We start from the raw sequence: 21415 nt of genomic DNA, 5'->3' as shown, positions 1-21415 counted from the left end.
AGAAAACCCCCCGTCCCCAACCCACCCTTCAAGCCGTGAATAAACCACTTCCACCGCCTCTTTTACCGGTGGCGTCATCGGGTAATAAAACCCAACAATGTCCGGCTGAATCCCCAGGAACAGCACCTCGCCCACGTCGTCCTTGATCTGATCCACGAGGTAATTCAGCGGCATATTGTGGGTCGTCATCATAAACATCCCGGCAATGTCGTCCGGGTCAATGAGTCGGATCTCACCGGGGTTGAGCCCCATATCGGTAGCATCGACAATCAGCAGCCTCTCCGGGCGCAGCTCGCGGATGGCGACCACGTCATTTTCTGGCGCGCTACCGCCGTCAATCACCACCCAGTTGCCCTGCGGGTTCGCGGCGCACATCTCTGCCAGCAGCGGGCCCGCGCCGTCGTCGCCCATCATGCTGTTGCCGACACACAATAAAACGTCAGTCATGTAATCTCCTCACCATCAGGTAGATGGCACTCTCCTGATGAATATCATGCAGCATGCCGAGCAACGTTTTGCTCCACGCCTGCTGTTCGGCGGATTGCCTGCTCAGCGCCGCATCAAAGGCGTTGGCGAGCATCGCAATGTGGTTGGCATCGATGACGATCTCACCGTACTTTGGCACGCCTTCCATTTTACGCCGCGCCGTGCTGCCCTCCTCCAGCGTGGCGATCCACGCCAGATACTCAGGCCAGGGGCAGCTCAGCGCGGCCTCCAGACAGTCAATCACCCCGAGGTGATGCCCAATCGCCAGGCTGTAATAGACCACCTGCTGCGCCGCATCCGGCGTGGCATCGTTCTCATCAATAAACTTACGGCTCAGTTGACTGAACACCACCGTTTCACTCATCGGATACGCGCCTCGTCCACAATGCTGTTCAGGTTCGCCACAATCTCATTCAGACGCGGATCGTTTTCCGCCTCCAGCCAGCGGGCTACCTGCTGCTCGCCCTGGCTCAGCAAACGCAGATAATCGTCGGCAATCTGACGACCATAACGGTAGCCCGCCAGCCTGCGCGCCGTACGGTCGACCTTCACCCGCAGCGGCTGCACCATATCCGGATGGAGGAGCATCGCGGGCTGGTTGTCGAGCTCGCCCGGTTCACGGGCGTGGATTTTCTGCTCCAGCAGGCCAAGCGCCATCGCAAAGCCGTACAGCGTGGCGGCAGGCGTCGGCGGGCAGCCCGGAATGTAAACATCCACCGGTACGATTTTGTCGGTGCCGCCCCAGACGCAGTAGAGATCGTGGAAGATGCCGCCGCTGTTGCCGCAGGCACCGTAGGAGATGCAGATTTTCGGGTCTGGCGCAGACTGCCAGGCACGCAGCGCGGGCGAGCGCATGGCACGGGTGACCGCCCCGGTAAACAGCAGAATATCCGCATGGCGCGGAGACGGCACCACTTTGATACCGAAGCGTTCAGCGTCAAACAGCGGCGACAGCGTAGCGAAGATCTCGATCTCGCAGCCGTTACAGCCGCCGCAGTCCACGCGGTAGACGTAGGCCGAACGTTTGATTTTTTTCAGCAGCGACGCCTTCATGCTGGCAATGGATTCCTCCACCGTCATTGGCACCGGCATGCCATTGTCGTCGCGCGGGCCGAGTAAGTGTTCCATCAGCTGGCCTCTCTCATATGGCGGGTGATATCAATCCGGTCGGACGGCAGCAGGCATTTCTGACGCTTGCACTCCGGGCAGGTTTCAAAACTTTCACGGTGATGTTCCGCCCGGACGTCACCGTTGTGCTGCAGCAGCGCGATGGCGTAGTCGATCTCTTTTTGCACGGCGAACGGACGCTTGCAGACGCGGCAGTGACACAGCGCGAAACGCGACTGCTGGAGGAAATCGGCTTTCTTCCACACTGCCAGCTCGTACTCCTGCGACAGGCGAATGGCGACCGTCGGGCAAACTTCCTCGCAGCGGCCGCAGAAAATGCAGCGTCCGAGGTTAAACTGCCAGGCCAGTTCGCCGGTTTTGAGATCCGTTTCCACCGTCAGGGCATTCGACGGGCAGGCATTGACGCAGGCCGCGCAGCCGATGCACTGCTGCGGATTGTGCTCCGGCTTGCCGCGAAAGTTTTTATCGACCGGCATCGGCTCCAGCGGATAACGGCTGGTCTGCGTGCCGGTTTTGATCACTTTTTTGATAAAGGTAAACATGACGAGTCCTTATTTCAGCGGCGAGTTCTTACGCTCGATGCTGTAGCGCTCAAGCTCTTTGTACGGCACCACCTGACTTTTCTTCTTGCGCACGTCCACCACGGTCATGCGATCGGTGCAGGAGTAGCAAGGGTCGAGGCTACCGATGATCAGCGGCGCATCGGAGACCGTATTGCCGCGCAGCATGTAGCGCAGCGTTGGCCAGTTGGCGTAGGTCGCCGCACGGCAGCGCCAACGGTAGAGCTTCTGGTTGTCGCCAGTCATGCTCCAGTGGATATCGTCCCCGCGCGGCGCTTCTGCAAAGCCGAGCGCGAAGCGGTTCGGGATGTAGGTGAAGCCCTCTACCATCAGCGGACCGCCCGGCAGGTTATCGAGGCCAAAGTCGATCATGTTCAGGGCAGTGAACACCTCGTTGATGCGGACTTTCAGACGTGAGATGACGTCGCAGCCCTGCTCGCTGTGCACGGTCATGGGCAGCAGGCCGTAGCCGACGAACGGGTGATCGGCGCGGGTGTCGCGGGCGTGGCCGCTGGCGCGCACCATCGGGCCGACGTTGCTGAAGTCGCGGGCAATTTCCGGATCAAGACGGCCAATCCCTACGGTGCGCTGCTCGATGTTTGGCGTGCTGAGCAGCATATCCACCAGCTCCTGCACGTCCCGACGCATCTGCTGCGCCAGCTGACGGGTCTGGATCATGTCATCTTTCAGCAGGTCGCGGCGGATCCCGCCGATCAGGTTCAGCCCGTAGGTTTTACGTGCCCCGGTGAGGATCTCCGCCATCTTCATCGAGGCTTCACGCACGCGGAAGAACTGCATAAACCCGGAGTCAAAACCGACGAAGTGGCAGGCCAGGCCAAGGTTTAGCAGGTGCGAGTGCAGACGTTCCACCTCCAGCAGAATGGCGCGGATCATCTGCGCACGTTCCGGCACCACGATCCCCATACCGTTTTCTACCGACGTGGTGTAAGCGGTGCTGTGGGCAAAGCCGCAGATGCCGCACACGCGGTCAGAAAGGAACGTCACTTCGTTGTAGCCCATGCGGGTTTCCGCCAGCTTTTCCATGCCGCGATGGACGTAGAACAGGCGGTAGTCGGCGTCGATAATGTTTTCGCCGTCGACGAACAGACGAAAGTGGCCCGGTTCGTCGGAGGTGACGTGCAGCGGGCCAATCGGCACCACGTTGTTCTTTTTACTGCCCAGCTCGTTAATGAACTCGTAGGTTTCGCTGTCGGTGGTCGGCGCCGGGCGCTGGCGGTAGTCCATGCTGTCTTTACGCAGCGGATAGAGTTCATCCGGCCAGTCGTCCGGCAGTACCAGGCGGCGCTCGTCCGGCAGGCCGACCGGCACCAGGCCGTACATGTCGCGCACTTCTCGTTCGCCCCAGACGGCAGCAGGCACCCGCGGCGTAACGGACGGATATTCCGGCTTATTCGGATCGACTTCGACGCGCACGGTCAGCCAGCACTTCTCGCCCTGCTCCATCGACATCACGTAGTACACGGCGTAATTGCCACATAGCTGGCGCTCGTCGTTACCGAACAGCACCGACAGCCAGCCGCCCTGCTGGTAGTAAAGAAACTCCACCACCTCCGGCAGGTAGTTCACCTTTATGGTGACGGTGATCTGGTCTTTGGTTTGCCAGGACTCTTCCAGCACCACGCCGGGGAAAGCCTGGTGCAACGCGGCGAGATACTGCTGACCTTTCTTTTCTTCAGACATAAACACTCTCTTTAATCACGCCACCAGCAAGGAGACGAACGCTAAAAATGCAAAGCCAAAACCGGCCCAGGTGATGCGCGAGGTCGCCACAAAACGCAGACGCGCCATGCTGTTCTCGAACAGCGCAATCACCAGCACGCCGATAAGCAGCTTGATCGCAGCAACCACGACGGCCAGCACCAGGCCGCCCGCGGAAAAGTGCGTCATCTGCCCCCACGGGAAGAAGACGCCGACAAACATCTGCAGCACCACCAGCTGCTTGAGGCTGATCCCCCACTTCAGTACCGCAAAGCCGTAGCCGCTGTATTCGGTGAGTGGCCCCTCCTGTAATTCCTGCTCGGCTTCCGCGAGATCGAACGGCAGTTTGCCCATCTCAATAAACGTGGCGAACGCGCAGGCGCAGAGTGCCAGCACCAGCGGAATGGAGCGGCTTACCGGCCAGTGATAAACGGTATGGGTGATAAAGCTGATATGGGTGGAGCCTGCGACCTGCGCGGCGACCCACAGCCCCAGCAGCAGGATCGGCTCAACCAGCACACCCAGCATCGCCTCGCGGCTGGCACCGAGGCCGGTAAACGGACTTCCGGTGTCCAGACCCGCAATCGCAAAGAAGAAACGGGCGATGGCGAAGAGGTAGATAAGCGTGATCAGATCGCCAAGCGCAGGCAGCGGTGAGCCCACCGTGACGACGGGCAGCGCGGTGGCGATGGTGAGCATCACGCCAACCATCACAAACGGCGTCAGGCGAAAGACCCAGCCTGCGGCATCGGGCGCCACGCTCTGGCGAGAGAGCAGCTTGAAGAGATCGCGGTACTCCTGGAGCACGCCAGGCCCGCGACGGTTGTGCATCCGGGCGCGCGCCACGCGCGTGATGCCCGAGAGCAGCGGCGCAACGGCAAACAGCACCAGCGCCTGAAGAATTGCCAGTAACAGACTCATGTCAGGCTCCTCGTGAAATCACAATGACCACCAGCACCGACAGCTCAATCAGCGCCAGACGGCGGAACAGTGCGGGCGCGGCAGCACTCTGCCAGCCCGGAACCCAACCCTGCGGGTTGAGCCAGTGGCGCAGCTTCAGCACGGCGGCGAAGTTCTCTTTTACCGGCATGGCGAAACCGTGGGCGGTGATGACCATTGACCGCTCGTGTTCGTAGCCGCAGGCCCAGGCTGCGCCGCGCGCACGGGAGGCGAGTCGATCGCGTTTAAAGAACAGCATCAGCACGAACGGCAGCAGCGGAGAGGCAATCAGCAGCAGGGCTATCATCGGTTGGGAAACGGTGGTTTGTGCCGTCTCAAGCGGCAACGGAATAGCGTTTCCGAGCAGCGGCAGCAGCCACGGCGCGGCAACCCCACCCGCGATGCAGCACAGCGTCAGCGCAACCACGCTGGTGGCCATCAATACCGGTGCACAGCAGGCATTTTCAGCCTCACGCGTGCGCGGTGCGCCAAGGAAGGTAACGCCGTAGACTTTCGCCATACACATCACCGCCAGCGCCCCGGTAATCGCCAGGCCGACCGCCAACAGCGGCCCCAGCAAACGGCCGATAAACGCATCGCTCTGACCGAGCGCGAAGAAAGACTGGTAGATCACCCACTCGCCGGCAAAACCGTTCAGTGGCGGCAGCGCGGCCATCGCCATCAGCCCCACCAGCATCGCCAGGGAAATCACCGGCATCTTTTTGCCAATGCCGCCGAGCTTTTCGATATCCCGATGACCGGTGCGGAACCAGACGCTGCCCGCACCGAGGAACAGGGTGCTTTTAAACAGGCTGTGGTTGACGAGGTGATACAGACCACCGATAAACCCGGCGGCAATCAACGCGGGCTGATTCAGCGCCAGACCGGTGACGCCCGCGCCAAGACCGAGCAGGATAATGCCGATATTTTCGAGCGTGTGGTACGCCAGCAAACGCTGGATGTTGTGCTCCATCAGCGCGTACAGGCCACCCACGAACGCGGTGATCATCCCGGCCAGCAGCAGCACGACACCCCACCACAGCGGTGGTTGCCCGCTGGTCAGCGTGAGTACCAAAATCCCGAACAAACCCACTTTCATCACCACCACAGAGAACAGCGCGGCGGCGGGCGCGGAGGCATTGGCATGCGCCTGCGGCACCCAGCCGTGCAGCGGGATGATCCCGGCGAGCAGGCCAAAGCCCACAACGCCCAGCAGCCAGACGTCACTCCCCAGCGGATGGCCGCTGAGCGCAGAGAAATCCAGCGTGCCAAAGCGTTGCCACACCAGCCAGCTGGCCAGCGCCAGCAGCAGCGTGCCGAGGCGACCGAGGGCAAACCATAGCTTGCCGGAGGCGCTACAGCCCGTCAGGAACACGCCGCACAGGGCCATAATTTCGGCCATCACCACCAGCGCGCCAAGATTGCTGGCGATAACGGTGCAGACCGCCGTCGCCATGAGCAGGTTTACCAGCAGACCATTAGCTCTGGTGTGCTGGTGGCGGTGCCAGTCGATATTGAACAGGCTGACAAACAGCCCGCACAGACCGAACGTCACCAGCCAGATGGCATTCAGCGGCGTAATCTCAACGCTGTGACGAATCAGCGGCATCACGGCCTCTGTGGATTGCCCCCCCAGCAAAACGACACCGCCTGCCGCGAGCGTCATCAGGCTGCCGAGCGCCCCGCCGATACCGGCTATCCAGCCGCTCAGGATTTTATGGAAAGAGAAGAGCAGCGCCAGCACGGCGGCGGCCGCAAAGTACGCTACGGCGCTGTTAATCATGTCTATCGCGTTCATTTCGCCCCCTCGTTAAGCGCCTGCAGAAGTGAAAGATCGCCGATGTCAGTATTAATGGTCAGCTCGCGCTTGCGTTTGCTGGTACGGGCGATATCGCGGATGTTAACCAGAATGAGCGCCTTGGTCGGACAGGTCCGCACGCAGGCCGGTCCCTGTTCATCAAAGCTGCACAGGTCACACTTCACCGCCACGGCGCGGATGCCGGGAACCCAGTCCAGTAGCGTACTTACGCGTGCCGGAGCCGGTGGCGCGGGCGGCGCTTTCGGGGAGTTGGCATTGGCCGGAATGTGCAGCGGACGGCTGCCGGAAAATTCAATGGCGCCGAACGGGCAGGCAATGCCGCACAGCTTGCAGCTGACGCACAGGCTTTCGTTCAGCTGGACCGCGCCATCAACGCGGGTGATGGCATTCACCGGACAAACACCCGCGCAGGGGGCATCTTCACAGTGGTGGCAGAGCTGCGGAGCAGACTCTTTTTCATTACGCATGACGCGAAGGCGCGGCATGGACTGCAGCCCGTGCAGGCGGTGAGTTTCCGAACACGCCGCCTCACAGGTTCGACAGCCAATACAGACCGTCGAGTCAGCAATTACAAAACGGTTCACCGGGCAATCCTCAGGTGATGGTCATTTTTGACGACGAAAAGCTGTCTTCTCGACACTTTTCGACACTCGGTTCTCAGGCAACGTTTGCGGAAGGGTTTCCGGCGATCAGCTGTTTCAGGTCGACCGGTAAGTCGTGTTCAACCGCGTGATAAAGCCCGTTGTAAACCGGCGCGATTTTCTCCAGATAGTGTTCAAGCACCTGCTGGCGATCGCGGTTGCTGACGTAGCCATCGACCATGCCGTCAGCCATCAGTTGCGCTTGCGCAATACACTGTTTTTCACCCTCTTTGTTCTCGACGTAGTACTCAATGGTGTGGCTGTTAAAGCTGTCTGCCAGGGTGACAAAGACCGTGAAGTGGCCGAAGAGGACAAAGCGCATATCGCCTTGCGCCGCACAACTCATCGCATGATGCAGACGCGCTTTTGACAGGGTGATCCCCTGAACCAGAGAGTTGCAGTAGAGGTGCCACTGCTCCTGTAGCTGCTGGTGGCGCTGCGCGATGTAATCCGCTTTTTCGCTGATTTCCCAAATAGTCATAAAAGGTATCCGGTTAATGGAGATAGCGGCTGTTAAGCAGATTCCGTGCCAGTTTTTAATTAACTGATTTTATTGGCCTTTAATTTCAAAACTGCTGTCAACGCGGCGGTGTCGACGTGTCATTTCGACAGCATTGACATCGTCACGCCCTGACAAAATACAGGCTGGCACTGTTATTGCATTACCGGGGCAATTCATTGAGGAGGCGTCATGCACGAAATCACCCTCTGCCAGCGAGCGCTTGAACTTATCGAACAGCAGGCAGTGCAAAACCACGCGAAACGCGTCACCGGCGTCTGGCTGAAGATCGGGGCATTTTCCTGCGTCGAGACCAGCGCCCTGACCTTCTGTTTTGAGCTGGTATGCCGCGGCACGCTGGCGGAAGGCTGCGAGCTGCATATCGACGAGCAGCAGGCGGAGTGCTGGTGCGAGCAGTGTCAGCAGTACGTCACGCTGCTCTCCTCAAAGGTTCAGCGCTGTCCGCAGTGCCAGCGTACCGGGCTGCGGATCGTGGCGGATGACGGTATGCAGATCCAACGCCTCGAAATCGAGAAGGAGTAATGTATGTGTAGTACCTGCGGTTGCGCCGAAGGCAACCTGTATATAGAAGGGGACGAACACCGCCCCCACTCCGCGTTTCGCTCCGCGCCCTTTTCCCCTGCCCCGCGTCCTGCGGCAGTTCTGACCGGCATTACCTTTGCGCCGCAACGCTCTGACGCGGGCGACCTGCACTACGGCCACGGCGAAGCGGGCACTCATGCGCCGGGCATGAGCCAGCGGCAGATGCTGGACGTCGAGATCAACGTGCTGGACAAAAATAACCAGCTCGCGGCCCGCAATCGCGCGCGCTTTGCCGCCCGCAAACAGCTGGTGCTGAACCTGGTCTCCAGCCCGGGTTCAGGCAAAACCACGCTGTTAACAGAAACACTCAAGCGCCTGAACAAACGCGTCTCTTGCGCGGTGATCGAGGGCGATCAGCAGACCGTAAACGATGCCGCGCGCATTCGTGAAACCGGCACCCCGGCGATTCAGGTCAACACGGGCAAAGGCTGCCATCTGGATGCGCAGATGATTGCTGATGCCGCACCGCGTTTGCCGCTTGAAGAGAGCGGCATCCTGTTTATTGAAAACGTCGGTAACCTCGTGTGCCCGGCGAGCTTTGACCTCGGCGAGCGCCACAAAGTCGCGGTGCTCTCCGTCACCGAAGGGGAAGACAAGCCGCTGAAGTACCCGCATATGTTTGCCGCCGCCTCCCTGATGTTGCTGAACAAAGTCGACCTGCTGCCGTACCTGAATTTCGACGTGGAGAAATGCCTGGCGTATGCCCGCGAAGTGAATCCGGAGATTGCGATCGTGCTGGTCTCCGCCACGCGCGGCGACGGCATGGACGCATGGCTAAACTGGCTGGAGAGCGAACGATGTGCATAGGCGTACCCGGACAAATTCAGGCAATCGACGGTAACCAGGCCAGGGTGGAGGTCTGCGGTATATTGCGCGATGTGGATCTGACGCTGGTGGGCTGTACCGATGAAACCGGCGCGTCACGTCTCGGCCAGTGGGTGCTGGTCCATGTGGGCTTTGCAATGAGCGTGATTAACGAAGCGGAAGCCCGCGACACGCTGGATGCGCTGCAAAACATGTTTGACGTGGAGCCTGACGTGGGCGCCCTGCTGTACGGCGAGGAGCGGTAGCACATGCGTTACGTTGATGAATACCGCGCGCCAGAACAGGTACTGCAGCTTATCGGGCACCTGAAAACACGGGCGGCGCTGCTGAACAACACGAAAGAAAGGCCGCTGCGGATCATGGAGGTGTGCGGCGGACACACGCACGCCATCTTCAAATTTGGCCTCGACCAGCTACTGCCAGATAACATCGAGTTTATCCACGGCCCCGGCTGCCCGGTCTGCGTGTTACCAATGGGCCGCATCGACAGCTGTATTGAAATTGCCAGCCAGCCTGACGTCATTTTCTGTACCTTTGGCGATGCGATGCGCGTGCCGGGGAAAAATGGCTCGCTGCTGCAGGCGAAAGCGCGCGGTGCGGACGTGCGGATCGTCTACTCGCCAATGGATGCCCTGACGCTGGCGAGGGTTAACCCTGAGCGCAACGTCGTCTTTTTTGGGCTGGGTTTTGAAACCACTATGCCCGCGACGGCCATTACGCTGCAGCAGGCCAAAGCCCGCAACGTCACTAATTTTTTCTTTTTCTGTCAGCACATCACGCTCATTCCCACGCTGCGCAGCCTGCTGGAGGAGCCGGATAACGGTATCGACGCCTTTCTGGCGCCGGGACACGTCAGCATGGTGATTGGCACAGACGCCTACGGTTTCATCTCTGAACAGTACAATCGTCCGTTAGTGGTCGCTGGTTTCGAGCCACTTGATCTACTGCAAGGTGTGACCATGCTGGTTGAGCAGAAAATAGCGGCCCTGAGTGCGGTCGAAAACCAGTACCGCCGCGTGGTGCCCGATGCGGGAAATGAACGGGCCCAGCAGGCCATTGCCGACGTGTTTAGCGTTGAAGGCGACAGCGAGTGGCGCGGTCTGGGGCTGATTGCCGAATCCGGCGTGCGCCTCACGCCAGCCTATCGCGCGTTTGATGCAGAAACACATTTCCGCCCGCAGCCGCAGCAGGTGTGCGACGATCCCCGTTCTCGCTGTGGCGACGTGCTCACCGGTAAGTGTAAACCTCATCAATGCCCGTTATTTGGCAACACCTGTAACCCGCAAACCGCGTTTGGCGCGCTGATGGTCTCCTCCGAAGGGGCATGCGCCGCGTGGTATCAATATCGCAACCAGGAGTGTGAAGCATGAACACGGTGGAAATGGCGCACGGAAGCGGTGGACAGGCGATGCAGCAGTTGATTAACCGGCTGTTTATGGAGGCTTTTAACAACCCCTGGCTCGCCGAGCAGGAAGACCAGGCGCGCATCGCGCTCTCGACACTCACGGCCCAGGGCGACAGGCTGGCGTTCTCCACCGACAGCTACGTCATTGACCCGCTGTTTTTCCCGGGCGGTGATATCGGCAAGCTCGCCATCTGCGGCACAGCCAACGATGTTGCCGTCAGCGGCGCCATTCCACGCTACCTCTCCTGCGGGTTTATCCTTGAAGAGGGGCTGCCGATGGAGACGCTCACGGCGGTGGTCAACAGCATGGCACAGACGGCGCGCGAGGCGGGGATCGCTGTCGTCACCGGCGATACCAAAGTGGTTCAGCGCGGCGCCGCCGACAAACTGTTTATCAACACCGCCGGGATGGGCGCGATCCCCGCCGACATCCACTGGGGCGCACAGCAACTTAGCGTGGGCGACGTTCTGCTGGTGAGCGGCACGCTGGGATGCCATGGCGCGACGATTCTTAATCTGCGCGAAGGGTTAGGGCTGGACGGCGAACTGCGTAGCGACTGTGCGGTGCTTACCCCGCTTATTCAGACGCTGCGCGCCATTCCTGGTGTGAAAGCCCTGCGCGACGCCACCCGTGGCGGCGTGAATGCCGTCGTCCACGAGTTCGCCGTAAGCTGCGGGTGCGGGATTGAACTGACCGAGCGTGGTCTGCCTGTCAAACCCGCCGTACGCGGGCTGTGCGAGCTGCTAGGGCTTGATCCCCTCAACTTTGCGAACGAAGGCAAGCTGGTGATCGGCGTTGAACGCGCAGCGGCGGAATCTGTCCTGGCCGGGCTGCGGTCGCATCCATTAGGGAAAGATGCCGCCATCATTGGGGAAGTGGTTGAGCGCAGAGGGGTGCGCCTGACCGGGCTTTACGGCGTGAAGCGCACACTGGATCTGCCGCACGCTGAACCGTTACCCCGAATTTGCTAGAACCGCGCCATAAGCGTTCAGCACTGAATGTCTCTTTTCTGCCAGTTTCAATTGGAAAGCAATAATGCCGTATACACCGATGAGCGATCTTGGACAGCAGGGCCTGTTTGATATCACGCGCACACTTTTACAGCAGCCCGATCTCAGCGCGCTAAGCGATGCTTTGACGCGACTGGTCAGGCAATCAGCCCTGGCAGACAGCGCCGCAATTGTGCTCTGGCATAGCGGAACGCAACGCGCGAGCTACTACTCAACGCGTGATAATGGCAAAACGTTTGAATACGAAGATGAAACGTATCTGGCGCATGGTCCGGTGCGCCGCATTCTCTCCCGTCCGGAAGCCCTGCACTGCAATTTTGAGGAGTTCAGGATGGCGTGGCCGCGGCTTGCCGGGAGCAACCTCTATCAGCCTTTTGGCCACTACAGCATGCTGCCGCTGGCGGCGGAGGGCCATATCTTTGGCGGCTGCGAGTTCATCCGCACGACCGACCGGCCCTGGAGCGAAGCGGAGTACGAGCGTCTGCACACCTTTACCCAGATTGTGGCCGTGGTGGCAGAGCAGATCCAAAGTCGCGTCACCAATAACGTGGATTACGACCTGCTGAGCCGCGAGCGCGATAACTTCCGCATCCTGGTGGCAATCACTAACGCCGTGCTGTCACGTCTCGATATGGATGAGTTGGTCAGCGAAGTCTCAAAAGAGATCCACCACTATTTCAAAATCGACGCTATCAGTATTGCGCTGCGGGGGCATCGCAAGGGCAAGCTGAATATCTATTCCACGCACTATCTCGATGAAGCCAACCCGGCGCATGAGCAAAGTGAAGTGGATGAAGCGGGCACCCTTTCTGAACGAGTATTCAAAAGCAAAGAGATCCTCCTGCTTAACCTGAGCGAACAGGATCCGGTGGCGCCGTATGAGCGAATGCTGTTTAACACCTGGGGCAATAAGATCCAGACCCTGTGCCTGCTACCGCTGATGTCCGGCAACACCATGCTTGGCGTGCTGAAACTGGCGCAGTGTGATGAAGCCGTGTTTACCACCGCCAACCTGAAGCTGCTGCGTCAGATTGCCGAGCGTATCTCCATCGCGCTGGATAACGCCCTCGCCTATCAGGAGATCCATCGCCTGAAAGAGCGGCTGGTGGACGAGAACCTGGCCCTGACCGAGCAGCTTAATAATGTGGACAGCGAGTTTGGCGAAATCATCGGGCGCAGCGATGCGATGTACAGCGTCCTCAAGCAGGTGGAAATGGTGGCGCAGAGCGACAGCACGGTGCTGATTTTGGGTGAAACCGGCACGGGTAAAGAGCTGATTGCCAGAGCCATCCACAACCTGAGCAATCGCAACAGCCGCCGGATGGTGAAGATGAACTGCGCGGCGATGCCTGCGGGCCTGCTGGAAAGTGACCTCTTCGGCCACGAGCGCGGCGCATTTACCGGGGCCAGCAGCCAGCGCCTGGGGCGTTTTGAACTGGCCGATAAAAGCTCGCTGTTCCTCGACGAAGTGGGCGATATGCCGCTGGAGTTGCAGCCTAAACTGCTGCGCGTCTTGCAGGAGCAGGAGTTTGAGCGCCTTGGCAGCAACAAGCTTATCCAGACTGACGTGCGGCTGATTGCCGCCACCAACCGCGACCTGAAAAAAATGGTCGCCGACCGCGAATTCAGAAGCGATCTCTACTATCGCCTGAACGTCTTCCCGATCTGCCTGCCCCCGCTGCGCGAACGTCCGGAAGATATCCCCCTACTGGTAAAAGCCTTTACCGCGAAGATCGCCCGCCGAATGGGGCGAAATATCGACAGTATTCCTGCCGAAACGCTACGCACCCTCTCGTCGATGGAGTGGCCGGGTAACGTCCGCGAACTGGAAAACGTCATTGAGCGTGCGGTGCTGCTCACGCGTGGCAATGTGCTGCAACTCTCCCTGCCGGAGGTTTCTCTGCCTGAAACGACCGTGACCGCAGCCGAGATCGCAAAAGAGGGAGAAGATGAATATCAGCTCATTATGCGCGTGCTGAAAGAGACGAACGGCGTGGTTGCCGGCCCGAAAGGGGCAGCCCAGCGTTTAGGCTTAAAACGCACGACCCTGCTGTCGCGGATGAAGCGCCTCGGGATTGATAAAGAGAACCTGCTGTAAGTCCGCAATCTGGCGGTGTTATTCTGGCACCGCCTTTTGTCACCCTGCGCAATTGTCCCTCATTGACACAAAATCGTTTCCTCTGTATAAAATTCCGCCTTAATAATGCGTTTCATTTGCATCAAAAAATAATTTTAATGAAGGGTAGCGTTTAATGAAAAAGGTCATCTGCGCGTTGGGCCTGGCGATTGCGTCGGTCAGTTCTGCTCTGGCAACCACATATCCTCTGACCATTGAAAACTGTGGTTATAAAGAGACCTTCACCAAAGCGCCGGAACGCGTCGTGGCCCTGGGTCAGAATACCGTCGAAATTTTGCTCCTGCTCGGCCTGCAGGATAAGGTGAAGGCCAGCGCCTTCTGGCCGACCAAAGTGCTGCCGCAGCTGGCTGAACAGAACGCAAAAATCAAAACCCTGACGGTAGAAATCCCTACGCTTGAATCTATCCTTGCGCAAAATCCTGATTTTGTACCTGCCCAGCTTCCTCTGTTACTTGGGCCTGAGAGTAAGGTCGCAAAACGTGAAGATTTGGCGACCGTCGGTGTGAATAGCTACGTCTCACCGGGCATGTGCGCGACCAAAAAAGCCACAGGAGATATGTACGGCAGCCGCCAGAAGCTGTGGGACATGACCTATCTCTATAAGGAGATTGAGGATTTTGCCAAAATCTTTAACGTGGAAGATCGCGGCCAGGCCGTCATTGCCGATTTCAAAAAACGTGAGGCTGACCTGCGCCAGGAGTTTGGTAAAAACAAAAAGGACCTCTCCTTTGTTTTCTGGTTCTCAAGCTCCTCTCCTTCGGCTGATGCTTACGTCGGCGGTAAAAACAGCGCCTCCGGATTTATTGCCAACGTGCTGGGCGGGCACAACGCCATTACATCTGAAACCGAATGGCCAACCGTGGGCTGGGAAAGCATTATTGCCGCTAATCCGGATGTGATTGTGGTCTCCAGTCTGGACCGTAACCGCTGGGCGTTGGATAACGCGGAAGAAAAAATCAAATTCCTGAAAAACGATCCTGCCGTCAGCCAGCTTGATGCCGTCAAAAAAGGCCATATCGTGGTGATGGACGGCCAGGCGATGAACCCAACGATTCGTACAATTTACGGTGCTGAACAGGTGGGTGAACAGCTCAGAAAACTGGGGCTGAACTGATGACAGCCGCTGTACTTCAGGCCCGCCAGGGCCTGTTCCTGACCACGTCTGCTCTGCTTGCCATTGTACTGTTGTTTCTGGTCATCGCCCTTGGCGTCAGCGTCGGTGAACTGTCCATCCCGCTGGATAACGTGTTTTATGCTATCAGCAATAAAATGGGGCTCACCGAGGTTCCGCTCAACCGCATCTATGAGAGCGTTATCTGGGACTTTCGTCTGAGCCGTGCGCTGGTTGCTGCCTGCTGTGGCGCCGGGCTAGCCATCTGCGGTGCCGTCCTGCAAAGTCTGTTGAAGAACGCGCTGGCGGAACCCTATGTTCTCGGCGTGTCTGCGGGGGCCTCAACCGGGGCGGTTTCCGTCGTGGTGCTGGGTGTGGGAACGGGAGCCGTTTCGCTCTCAGCAGGGGCCTTCGCGGGTGCCTTCGCCGCCTTTGCATTTGTCGCTTTTCTGACGAATGGCGCGCGCGGCGGCAATGAACGCACTATTCTGGCAGGCGTTGCGGCTTCGCAGTTGTTCAATGCCATTACCGCCTACACCATCAGCACGTCAGCCAGCGCACAGCAGGCGCGAGATGTCATGTTCTGGCTGCTGGGCAGCTTCAGCGGCGTACGCTGGCCGGAATTCCAGCTGGTACTGGTGGTGGTCCTGCTGGGGTTAGCCGTTTGCCTCTTCTATTCCCGGGCGCTGGATGCCTTTACGTTCGGTGACGACGCTGCCGCATCGCTGGGGATTGCCGTTCCCTGGGTACGCCTGGCGTTATTTATCACGACCGCACTGATTACCGCGACCATCGTCAGTATGGCAGGCTCCATCGGCTTTGTGGGGCTGGTGGTTCCGCACGTCATGCGTTTCCTGTTCGGACCTTTGCATCGCACGCTGCTCATTGCCAGCACGCTGGCCGGGGCGATCCTGATGGTGCTGGCAGACATTGCCTCACGCATGCTGATTGCGCCGCAAAGCCTGCCCGTCGGCGTAGTGACCGCACTGGTGGGCGTTCCCTTCTTTGCCGTGATTATTTACCGTTCAAGGAATAAGTGATGAGTATCTGCGCTGAAAATATTACCTGGAAGGTCGGCAAAAAGGCGATCGTCAATGACGTCTCGCTGAAGGTCTCCCGGGGGGAAACCGTCGGCCTGCTGGGCCCAAACGGCTGCGGAAAATCGTCTCTTTTGCGTATCCTCGCGGGACTGCGTCGCCCGGATGCGGGCCGCGTGACGCTGGACGGGCAGGACATCTCCCGCATCGCCAAAAAGCAGCTTGCCCGCCGGGTAGCGTTCGTTGAGCAGCACGGGATAACCGACGCCAACATGCGCGTTCGCGACGTGGTGAAACTTGGACGAATTCCGCACCACTCCGCTTTTTCCAACTGGAGCACGCACGATGACGAGACCGTCACGGCGGCACTGCAACGCGTGGATATGCTGGATAAAAGCGACCAGGGCTGGCTGAGCCTCTCCGGCGGAGAGCGCCAGCGGGTGCACATTGCCCGCGCGCTGGCCCAGACCCCAACGGAAATCCTGCTGGACGAACCGACCAACCACCTGGACATTCATCATCAGATGCAGCTGATGCAGTTGATCAGCGAATTACCGGTCACCAGCATTGTCGCTATCCACGATCTTAACCACGCCTCGATGTTCTGCGACTCGCTGATTGTGATGCAGAAGGGGCAAATTGTGGCGACGGGGACACCTCAGGACATCTTATCCGAGTCGTTGCTGTGGGATGTTTTCCGGGTCAAAACCAAAATTGAGATCTCGCCGTTCCATGGCAAAAAGCACATCCACTTTATCGTTTAGGGGCGCGTAAATCACAATGCTCCTTCGCCCAGCCGCCACGCTCTGGCCGCCCGTCTTACTGGGTAGCCAGTTTGTTTTCAACATTGGCTTTTACGCCGTCGTTCCTTTCCTGGCGATATTCCTGCGCGACGACATGCTGCTCTCCGGCGGACTGATCGGGCTGATTCTGGGCCTGCGCACCTTCTCCCAGCAGGGGATGTTTATCGTTGGTGGTGCCCTCTCGGACCGGTTTGGCGCGAAAGTGGTTATCCTCAGCGGCTGTATTGTTCGTGTTTCAGGTTATCTGCTGCTGGCCTTCGGGGAATCGCTCTCGCCGATTATTGTGGGCGCATGTCTGACGGGCATCGGCGGCGCATTATTTTCCCCTTCGATTGAGGCATTGCTGGCCAAAGCGGGCACGCACAGTGAGGCGAAAGGGACACGAAGCCGGGCGGAGTGGTTTGCACTGTTTGCAGTCTGCGGGGAACTCGGCGCGGTACTGGGCCCGGTTGCTGGCGCCCTGTTAACGGGGCTTGGCTTCCGCCAGGTGGCGCTGGCGGGTGCAGGAGTCTTTATTATTGCGTTAGTGGTGCTCTACTTCTGCCTTCCTGCTTCTGGCCGCCGTTCACAAACGCTGAAAATACAGCCCTGGTGGACAACCTTCCGCCAGCCTCGCTTCGTCGCCTTCATCATTGCCTATAGCTCATGGCTGTTAAGCTACAACCAGCTTTATCTGGCGCTGCCGGTGGAGATCCAGCGATCTGGTGGTAACGAGAAAGATCTCGGTCCGCTTTTTATGCTCGCCTCCGTGCTGATCATTACCTTACAGCTGCCGCTGGCACGCTTTGCCCGCCGCGTGGGCGCGGTGAGGATCCTGCCGGTGGGCTTTTTGCTGCTTTCTACGGCCTTTGCGAGCGTAGCGATGTTTGCAGCGACTGAACCGCCGGAGGGCTGGTTGCGGTTGCTGCCGTCGGTCTTATTTGTCACGTTACTGACGCTGGGACAAATGCTGCTGGTCCCCTCGGCAAAAGATCTCATTCCGCGGTTCGCCGAGGAATCAACGTTGGGGGCGCATTATGGCGCACTCGCCACCGCCGGAGGGATGGCGGTACTGGCGGGAAATTTGTTGTTTGGCAGTCTGCTGGATCGCGCGCTGGTGCCTTCGGCTCAGGCAATATACCCCTGGCTGCTGCTGGCCCTCTTCCCGTTGTGCAGCGCCCTGGCCCTGCAGGTAATTTGCCGCCCACTGCGAAGCTGAACGGCTCACTTTTTCGGGCGATACTTTTCCGGTAATTCCGGCACCGGACGACGATCGTCAATCAGATGACGAACGGTCAGGACAGGATGACGCCATAACATGCGTGGCCCCGCCCAGCGCATAATCTGCTTCATCTCTTCCCGCTTTGCGGGCTGGTAGCAGTGTACCGGACACTGTTTACAGGCAGGCTTTTCTTCACCAAAAACACACTTATCCAGGCGCTTATCGGCATAAGCGTTCAGCGCCTGATAATGCCCCTCTTCCCGAGACGCCTGCGGGCACTGCTTTTCAAACAACGCGATCATTTTCGCGATAGTCTCTTTTTCTCGTGATATGCGTTTACCGGACATAGCGACTTACCGATTAATAAGATGCATCAATAATACTCTTTTAAACCCTGAATTTCAGTTGTTGCATTCCGTTTTCTGAAGCCTGATTCCAGCATTAATGCTACACCTCCTGAAAATCACGGGTATTTTATACAGGCATCAGGAGTGACCGTTGTCCGTATTGTCTGGAGGTTCTATGCAAGAGATCGCGACTGGCAAACCCTACCGCCATTTAAAAGTGGGATATTTCAGAAAACGTCACGAGGATCGAAAAACGAAGATACCTAAGCGTTACAGCGTACATGCGGCGTTGAGCTTAAAAGGGGACTGGCTTGAAAAGGCGGGCTTTACTACCAACGCTCAGGTCAGGGTGGGCGTGGAACATGGCAAAATTGTCATCGAGTTGATGCCGGAAGGCACCTCGTAAAGCCGCGACATTTTTCTGCGACATCGCTTTTTTTCATGCGACAATAGCAGGAACTAACGGCCACTGAGCCGCTCAAAACGGTTTCTTTTCAAAGAAATGGACATCATAACTCCATGAGCACAATCGACAATTTCGACGCACATACGCCGATGATGCAGCAGTATCTGAAGCTGAAAGCACAGCACCCGGAAATCCTGCTGTTTTACCGTATGGGCGATTTTTACGAGCTGTTTTATGACGATGCCAAACGTGCATCGCAGTTGCTCGACATTTCGCTGACCAAACGTGGCGCATCGGCAGGTGAGCCCATCCCGATGGCAGGCATCCCGCACCATGCGGTAGAGAACTACCTGGCCAAACTGGTCAATCAGGGAGAATCCGTCGCCATTTGCGAACAGATTGGCGATCCGGCGACGTCGAAGGGGCCGGTTGAACGCAAAGTCGTGCGCATCGTCACGCCAGGTACCATCAGTGATGAAGCCCTGCTTCAGGAGCGCCAGGATAACCTGCTGGCGGCGCTGTGGCAGGACGGAAAAGGGTTTGGTTATGCCACACTGGACATCAGCTCCGGGCGTTTTCGTCTGAGTGAACCCGCTGACCGTGAAACAATGGCTGCCGAATTGCAGCGCACCAACCCGGCTGAGCTGCTCTATGCCGAAGATTTCGCCGAGATGGCGCTGATTGAAGGTCGCCGAGGTTTACGCCGTCGCCCGCTGTGGGAATTCGAAATAGATACCGCGCGCCAGCAGCTGAATCTGCAGTTTGGCACCCGCGACTTGATTGGTTTTGGCGTTGAAAATGCGCCGCGCGGGTTGTGTGCAGCAGGTTGCCTGCTGCAATACGTGAAAGACACCCAACGCACCGCCCTGCCGCATATCCGTTCTATCACCATGGAGCGCCAGCAGGACAGCATCATCATGGATGCCGCCACGCGCCGCAACCTGGAGATCACGCAGAACCTGGCGGGTGGCATAGAAAATACCCTCGCGTCGGTCCTCGACAGCACGGTGACGCCGATGGGGAGCCGTATGCTGAAACGCTGGCTGCATATGCCCATTCGCGATACGAATACGCTTGTCTGCCGTCAACAGACGATTGCCGCATTGCAGGATCGTTACACCGAGCTGCAGCCCGTTCTGCGCCAGGTGGGCGATCTCGAGCGTATCCTTGCCCGTCTGGCATTGCGCACCGCGCGCCCACGCGATCTCGCACGTATGCGTCATGCTTTCCAGCAGTTACCGGAACTGCGTGCTCAGTTGAGCGACGTTGACAGCGCTCCGGTTCAGAAACTCCGTGAAACGATGGGCGAGTTTACCGAGCTTCGCGAACTGCTGGAACGCGCCATTATCGATGCGCCTCCGGTTCTGGTGCGTGACGGCGGCGTCATTGCCCCTGGCTACAACGAGGAGCTGGACGAATGGCGGGCGCTGGCCGACGGTGCAACGGATTATCTTGATAAACTGGAAATCCGCGAGCGCGAGCGTCTTGGGCTCGATACCCTGAAAGTGGGGTATAACGCGGTACACGGTTACTATATTCAGATCAGCCGCGGGCAGAGCCATCTGGCACCAATTCACTACGTCCGTCGTCAGACGTTGAAAAACGCCGAGCGCTACATTATTCCCGAGCTGAAAGAGTACGAAGACAAAGTGCTCACCTCGAAAGGTAAAGCACTGGCGCTGGAAAAACAGCTGTATGAAGAGCTGTTTGACATGCTGATGCCACACCTGGCCGATCTGCAGCTTAGCGCCAGCGCGCTGGCGGAACTGGATGTGCTGGTGAACCTGGCTGAACGCGCGGAAACGCTGAACTATACCTGTCCGACCTTTACCGAAAAGCCCGGTATCCGCATCACTGAAGGCCGTCACCCGGTGGTCGAGCAGGTACTGAATGAGCCGTTCATCGCCAACCCGCTGAACCTCTCGCCGCAGCGAAGAATGCTGATCATTACCGGGCCAAACATGGGCGGTAAAAGTACCTATATGCGCCAGACCGCTTTGATTGCGCTGCTCGCCTATATCGGCAGCTACGTCCCGGCGCAACACGTTGAGATTGGCCCTATCGACCGTATCTTTACCCGCGTCGGGGCGGCAGATGATCTGGCGAGCGGTCGCTCAACCTTTATGGTGGAGATGACCGAAACGGCTAACATTCTGCACAACGCGACGGAACACAGTCTGGTGCTGATGGACGAAGTCGGACGCGGAACATCAACCTACGATGGCCTGTCGTTGGCATGGGCCTGCGCTGAAAGCCTCGCGAACAAAATCAAAGCCATGACGCTGTTCGCCACCCATTACTTCGAGCTGACGCAGCTACCGGAGAAGATGGAAGGAGTGGCTAACGTCCACCTTGATGCGCTGGAACACGGCGATACCATCGCCTTCATGCACACGGTGCAGGACGGTGCGGCGAGCAAGAGCTATGGCCTGGCCGTCGCGGCGCTGGCTGGCGTACCGAAAGAGGTAATTAAGCGCGCGCGTCAGAAACTGCGTGAGCTGGAAAGCCTGTCACCGAATGCGGCGGCGACGCAGATTGATGGCACGCAGATGTCGCTGCTGGTGCCTGCGGAAGAGACGTCGCCTGCGGTGGAAGCACTTGAGAATCTCGACCCGGATTCACTGACGCCGCGTCAGGCGCTGGAGTGGATTTATCGGTTGAAGAGTCTGGTTTAGTTCTCTGCGATCTTTATTGCCCGGTGGCGCTGCGCTTACCGGGCCTACGGGTTTTGTAGGCCG

Annotated in this window: 22 protein-coding genes; 12 read left to right on the top strand and 10 right to left on the bottom strand. The window is 58.6% G+C overall.

Features of this window, described 5'->3' with window-relative positions:
- The 9 genes from hycI to hycA form a co-directional block, all read right to left on the bottom strand.
- On the bottom strand, nt 1–447 hold a 447-nt coding region (gene hycI / locus L977_RS00480), incomplete at its 3' end, for a hydrogenase maturation peptidase HycI (protein WP_047624256.1).
- Nucleotides 440–850, bottom strand: a complete 411-nt coding sequence (locus L977_RS00475) for a formate hydrogenlyase maturation HycH family protein (protein ID WP_045282205.1) — start codon at nt 848–850, stop codon at nt 440–442. The genes hycI and L977_RS00475, both read right to left, overlap by 8 nt.
- Entirely contained in the window at nt 847–1614 is a 768-nt protein-coding gene (locus L977_RS00470; RefSeq protein ID WP_014885001.1) for an NADH-quinone oxidoreductase subunit B family protein, read from the bottom strand. The genes L977_RS00475 and L977_RS00470 overlap by 4 nt, the downstream gene beginning before the upstream one ends.
- A complete protein-coding gene (locus L977_RS00465; RefSeq protein ID WP_014885002.1) occupies nt 1614–2156 on the bottom strand; it encodes a formate hydrogenlyase complex iron-sulfur subunit in 543 nt (180 codons plus the stop codon). The genes L977_RS00470 and L977_RS00465 overlap by 1 nt, the downstream gene beginning before the upstream one ends.
- A gap of 9 nt (nt 2157–2165) precedes the next feature.
- Complete coding sequence (hycE, locus tag L977_RS00460) at nt 2166–3875, bottom strand: formate hydrogenlyase subunit HycE (protein ID WP_014885003.1); 1710 nt, start codon at nt 3873–3875, stop codon at nt 2166–2168.
- 15 nt (nt 3876–3890) lie between these two features.
- Entirely contained in the window at nt 3891–4814 is a 924-nt protein-coding gene (locus L977_RS00455; protein WP_023331167.1) for a respiratory chain complex I subunit 1 family protein, read from the bottom strand.
- A gap of 1 nt (nt 4815) precedes the next feature.
- Nucleotides 4816–6630 (bottom strand): formate hydrogenlyase subunit 3, encoded by a 1815-nt coding sequence (gene hycC / locus L977_RS00450; protein ID WP_047027322.1) that lies wholly within the window; start codon nt 6628–6630, stop codon nt 4816–4818.
- Nucleotides 6627–7235, bottom strand: a complete 609-nt coding sequence (locus L977_RS00445) for a 4Fe-4S dicluster domain-containing protein (protein ID WP_047027321.1) — start codon at nt 7233–7235, stop codon at nt 6627–6629. The genes hycC and L977_RS00445 overlap by 4 nt, the downstream gene beginning before the upstream one ends.
- 73 nt (nt 7236–7308) lie before the next feature.
- Nucleotides 7309–7773, bottom strand: coding sequence for a formate hydrogenlyase regulator HycA (gene hycA / locus L977_RS00440; RefSeq protein ID WP_014885007.1), 465 nt, complete (start codon nt 7771–7773; stop codon nt 7309–7311).
- Between the two features lie 210 nt (nt 7774–7983).
- Between hycA and hypA the strand changes: the two genes are divergently transcribed.
- The 10 genes from hypA (at nt 7984) to L977_RS00390 (ending at nt 17921) form a co-directional block, all read left to right on the top strand.
- Nucleotides 7984–8334, top strand: coding sequence for a hydrogenase maturation nickel metallochaperone HypA (hypA, locus tag L977_RS00435; protein ID WP_032635694.1), 351 nt, complete (start codon nt 7984–7986; stop codon nt 8332–8334).
- A gap of 3 nt (nt 8335–8337) precedes the next feature.
- Nucleotides 8338–9201, top strand: coding sequence for a hydrogenase nickel incorporation protein HypB (hypB, locus tag L977_RS00430; protein WP_023331171.1), 864 nt, complete (start codon nt 8338–8340; stop codon nt 9199–9201).
- Complete coding sequence (locus L977_RS00425) at nt 9192–9464, top strand: HypC/HybG/HupF family hydrogenase formation chaperone (RefSeq protein ID WP_032635693.1); 273 nt, start codon at nt 9192–9194, stop codon at nt 9462–9464. Before hypB ends, L977_RS00425 begins: the two co-directional genes overlap by 10 nt.
- A 3-nt stretch (nt 9465–9467) precedes the next feature.
- Complete coding sequence (hypD, locus tag L977_RS00420; RefSeq protein ID WP_047624253.1) at nt 9468–10589, top strand: hydrogenase formation protein HypD; 1122 nt, start codon at nt 9468–9470, stop codon at nt 10587–10589.
- The gene (gene hypE, locus L977_RS00415; RefSeq protein ID WP_045134142.1) at nt 10586–11596 is read left to right on the top strand and encodes a hydrogenase expression/formation protein HypE; all 1011 of its coding nucleotides are present in this window, start codon (nt 10586–10588) and stop codon (nt 11594–11596) included. The genes hypD and hypE overlap by 4 nt, the downstream gene beginning before the upstream one ends.
- Nucleotides 11597–11660: 64 nt before the next feature.
- Nucleotides 11661–13733, top strand: coding sequence for a formate hydrogenlyase transcriptional activator FlhA (flhA, locus tag L977_RS00410; RefSeq protein ID WP_023331174.1), 2073 nt, complete (start codon nt 11661–11663; stop codon nt 13731–13733).
- A gap of 154 nt (nt 13734–13887) precedes the next feature.
- On the top strand, nt 13888–14886 hold the full coding sequence (locus L977_RS00405; protein ID WP_023331175.1) for an ABC transporter substrate-binding protein: 999 nt from the start codon (nt 13888–13890) through the stop codon (nt 14884–14886).
- On the top strand, nt 14886–15923 hold the full coding sequence (locus tag L977_RS00400; protein WP_047624249.1) for a FecCD family ABC transporter permease: 1038 nt from the start codon (nt 14886–14888) through the stop codon (nt 15921–15923). Before L977_RS00405 ends, L977_RS00400 begins: the two co-directional genes overlap by 1 nt.
- The gene (locus L977_RS00395; protein WP_047624248.1) at nt 15923–16684 is read left to right on the top strand and encodes an ABC transporter ATP-binding protein; all 762 of its coding nucleotides are present in this window, start codon (nt 15923–15925) and stop codon (nt 16682–16684) included. The genes L977_RS00400 and L977_RS00395 overlap by 1 nt, the downstream gene beginning before the upstream one ends.
- Before the next feature lie 16 nt (nt 16685–16700).
- Nucleotides 16701–17921 (top strand): MDR family MFS transporter, encoded by a 1221-nt coding sequence (locus tag L977_RS00390; protein WP_014885016.1) that lies wholly within the window; start codon nt 16701–16703, stop codon nt 17919–17921.
- Nucleotides 17922–17926: 5 nt separating this feature from the next.
- Here L977_RS00390 and L977_RS00385 read toward each other — a convergent pair whose 3' ends face one another.
- The gene (locus L977_RS00385) at nt 17927–18271 is read right to left on the bottom strand and encodes a nitrous oxide-stimulated promoter family protein (RefSeq protein WP_014885017.1); all 345 of its coding nucleotides are present in this window, start codon (nt 18269–18271) and stop codon (nt 17927–17929) included.
- A gap of 175 nt (nt 18272–18446) precedes the next feature.
- Between L977_RS00385 and L977_RS00380 the strand changes: the two genes are divergently transcribed.
- Nucleotides 18447–18677: a SymE family type I addiction module toxin gene (locus tag L977_RS00380; protein ID WP_014885018.1), complete on the top strand. Its 231-nt coding sequence runs from the start codon at nt 18447–18449 to the stop codon at nt 18675–18677.
- Between the two features lie 113 nt (nt 18678–18790).
- Nucleotides 18791–21352: a DNA mismatch repair protein MutS gene (gene mutS, locus L977_RS00375; RefSeq protein WP_047624242.1), complete on the top strand. Its 2562-nt coding sequence runs from the start codon at nt 18791–18793 to the stop codon at nt 21350–21352.
- Nucleotides 21353–21415 lie beyond the last annotated feature (63 nt).

Source organism: Enterobacter sp. ZOR0014, from assembly GCF_000798855.1.
In the GTDB taxonomy this organism is placed as follows: domain Bacteria; phylum Pseudomonadota; class Gammaproteobacteria; order Enterobacterales; family Enterobacteriaceae; genus Enterobacter; species Enterobacter kobei.
This window is presented reverse-complemented; position numbering and strand designations above follow the sequence as displayed.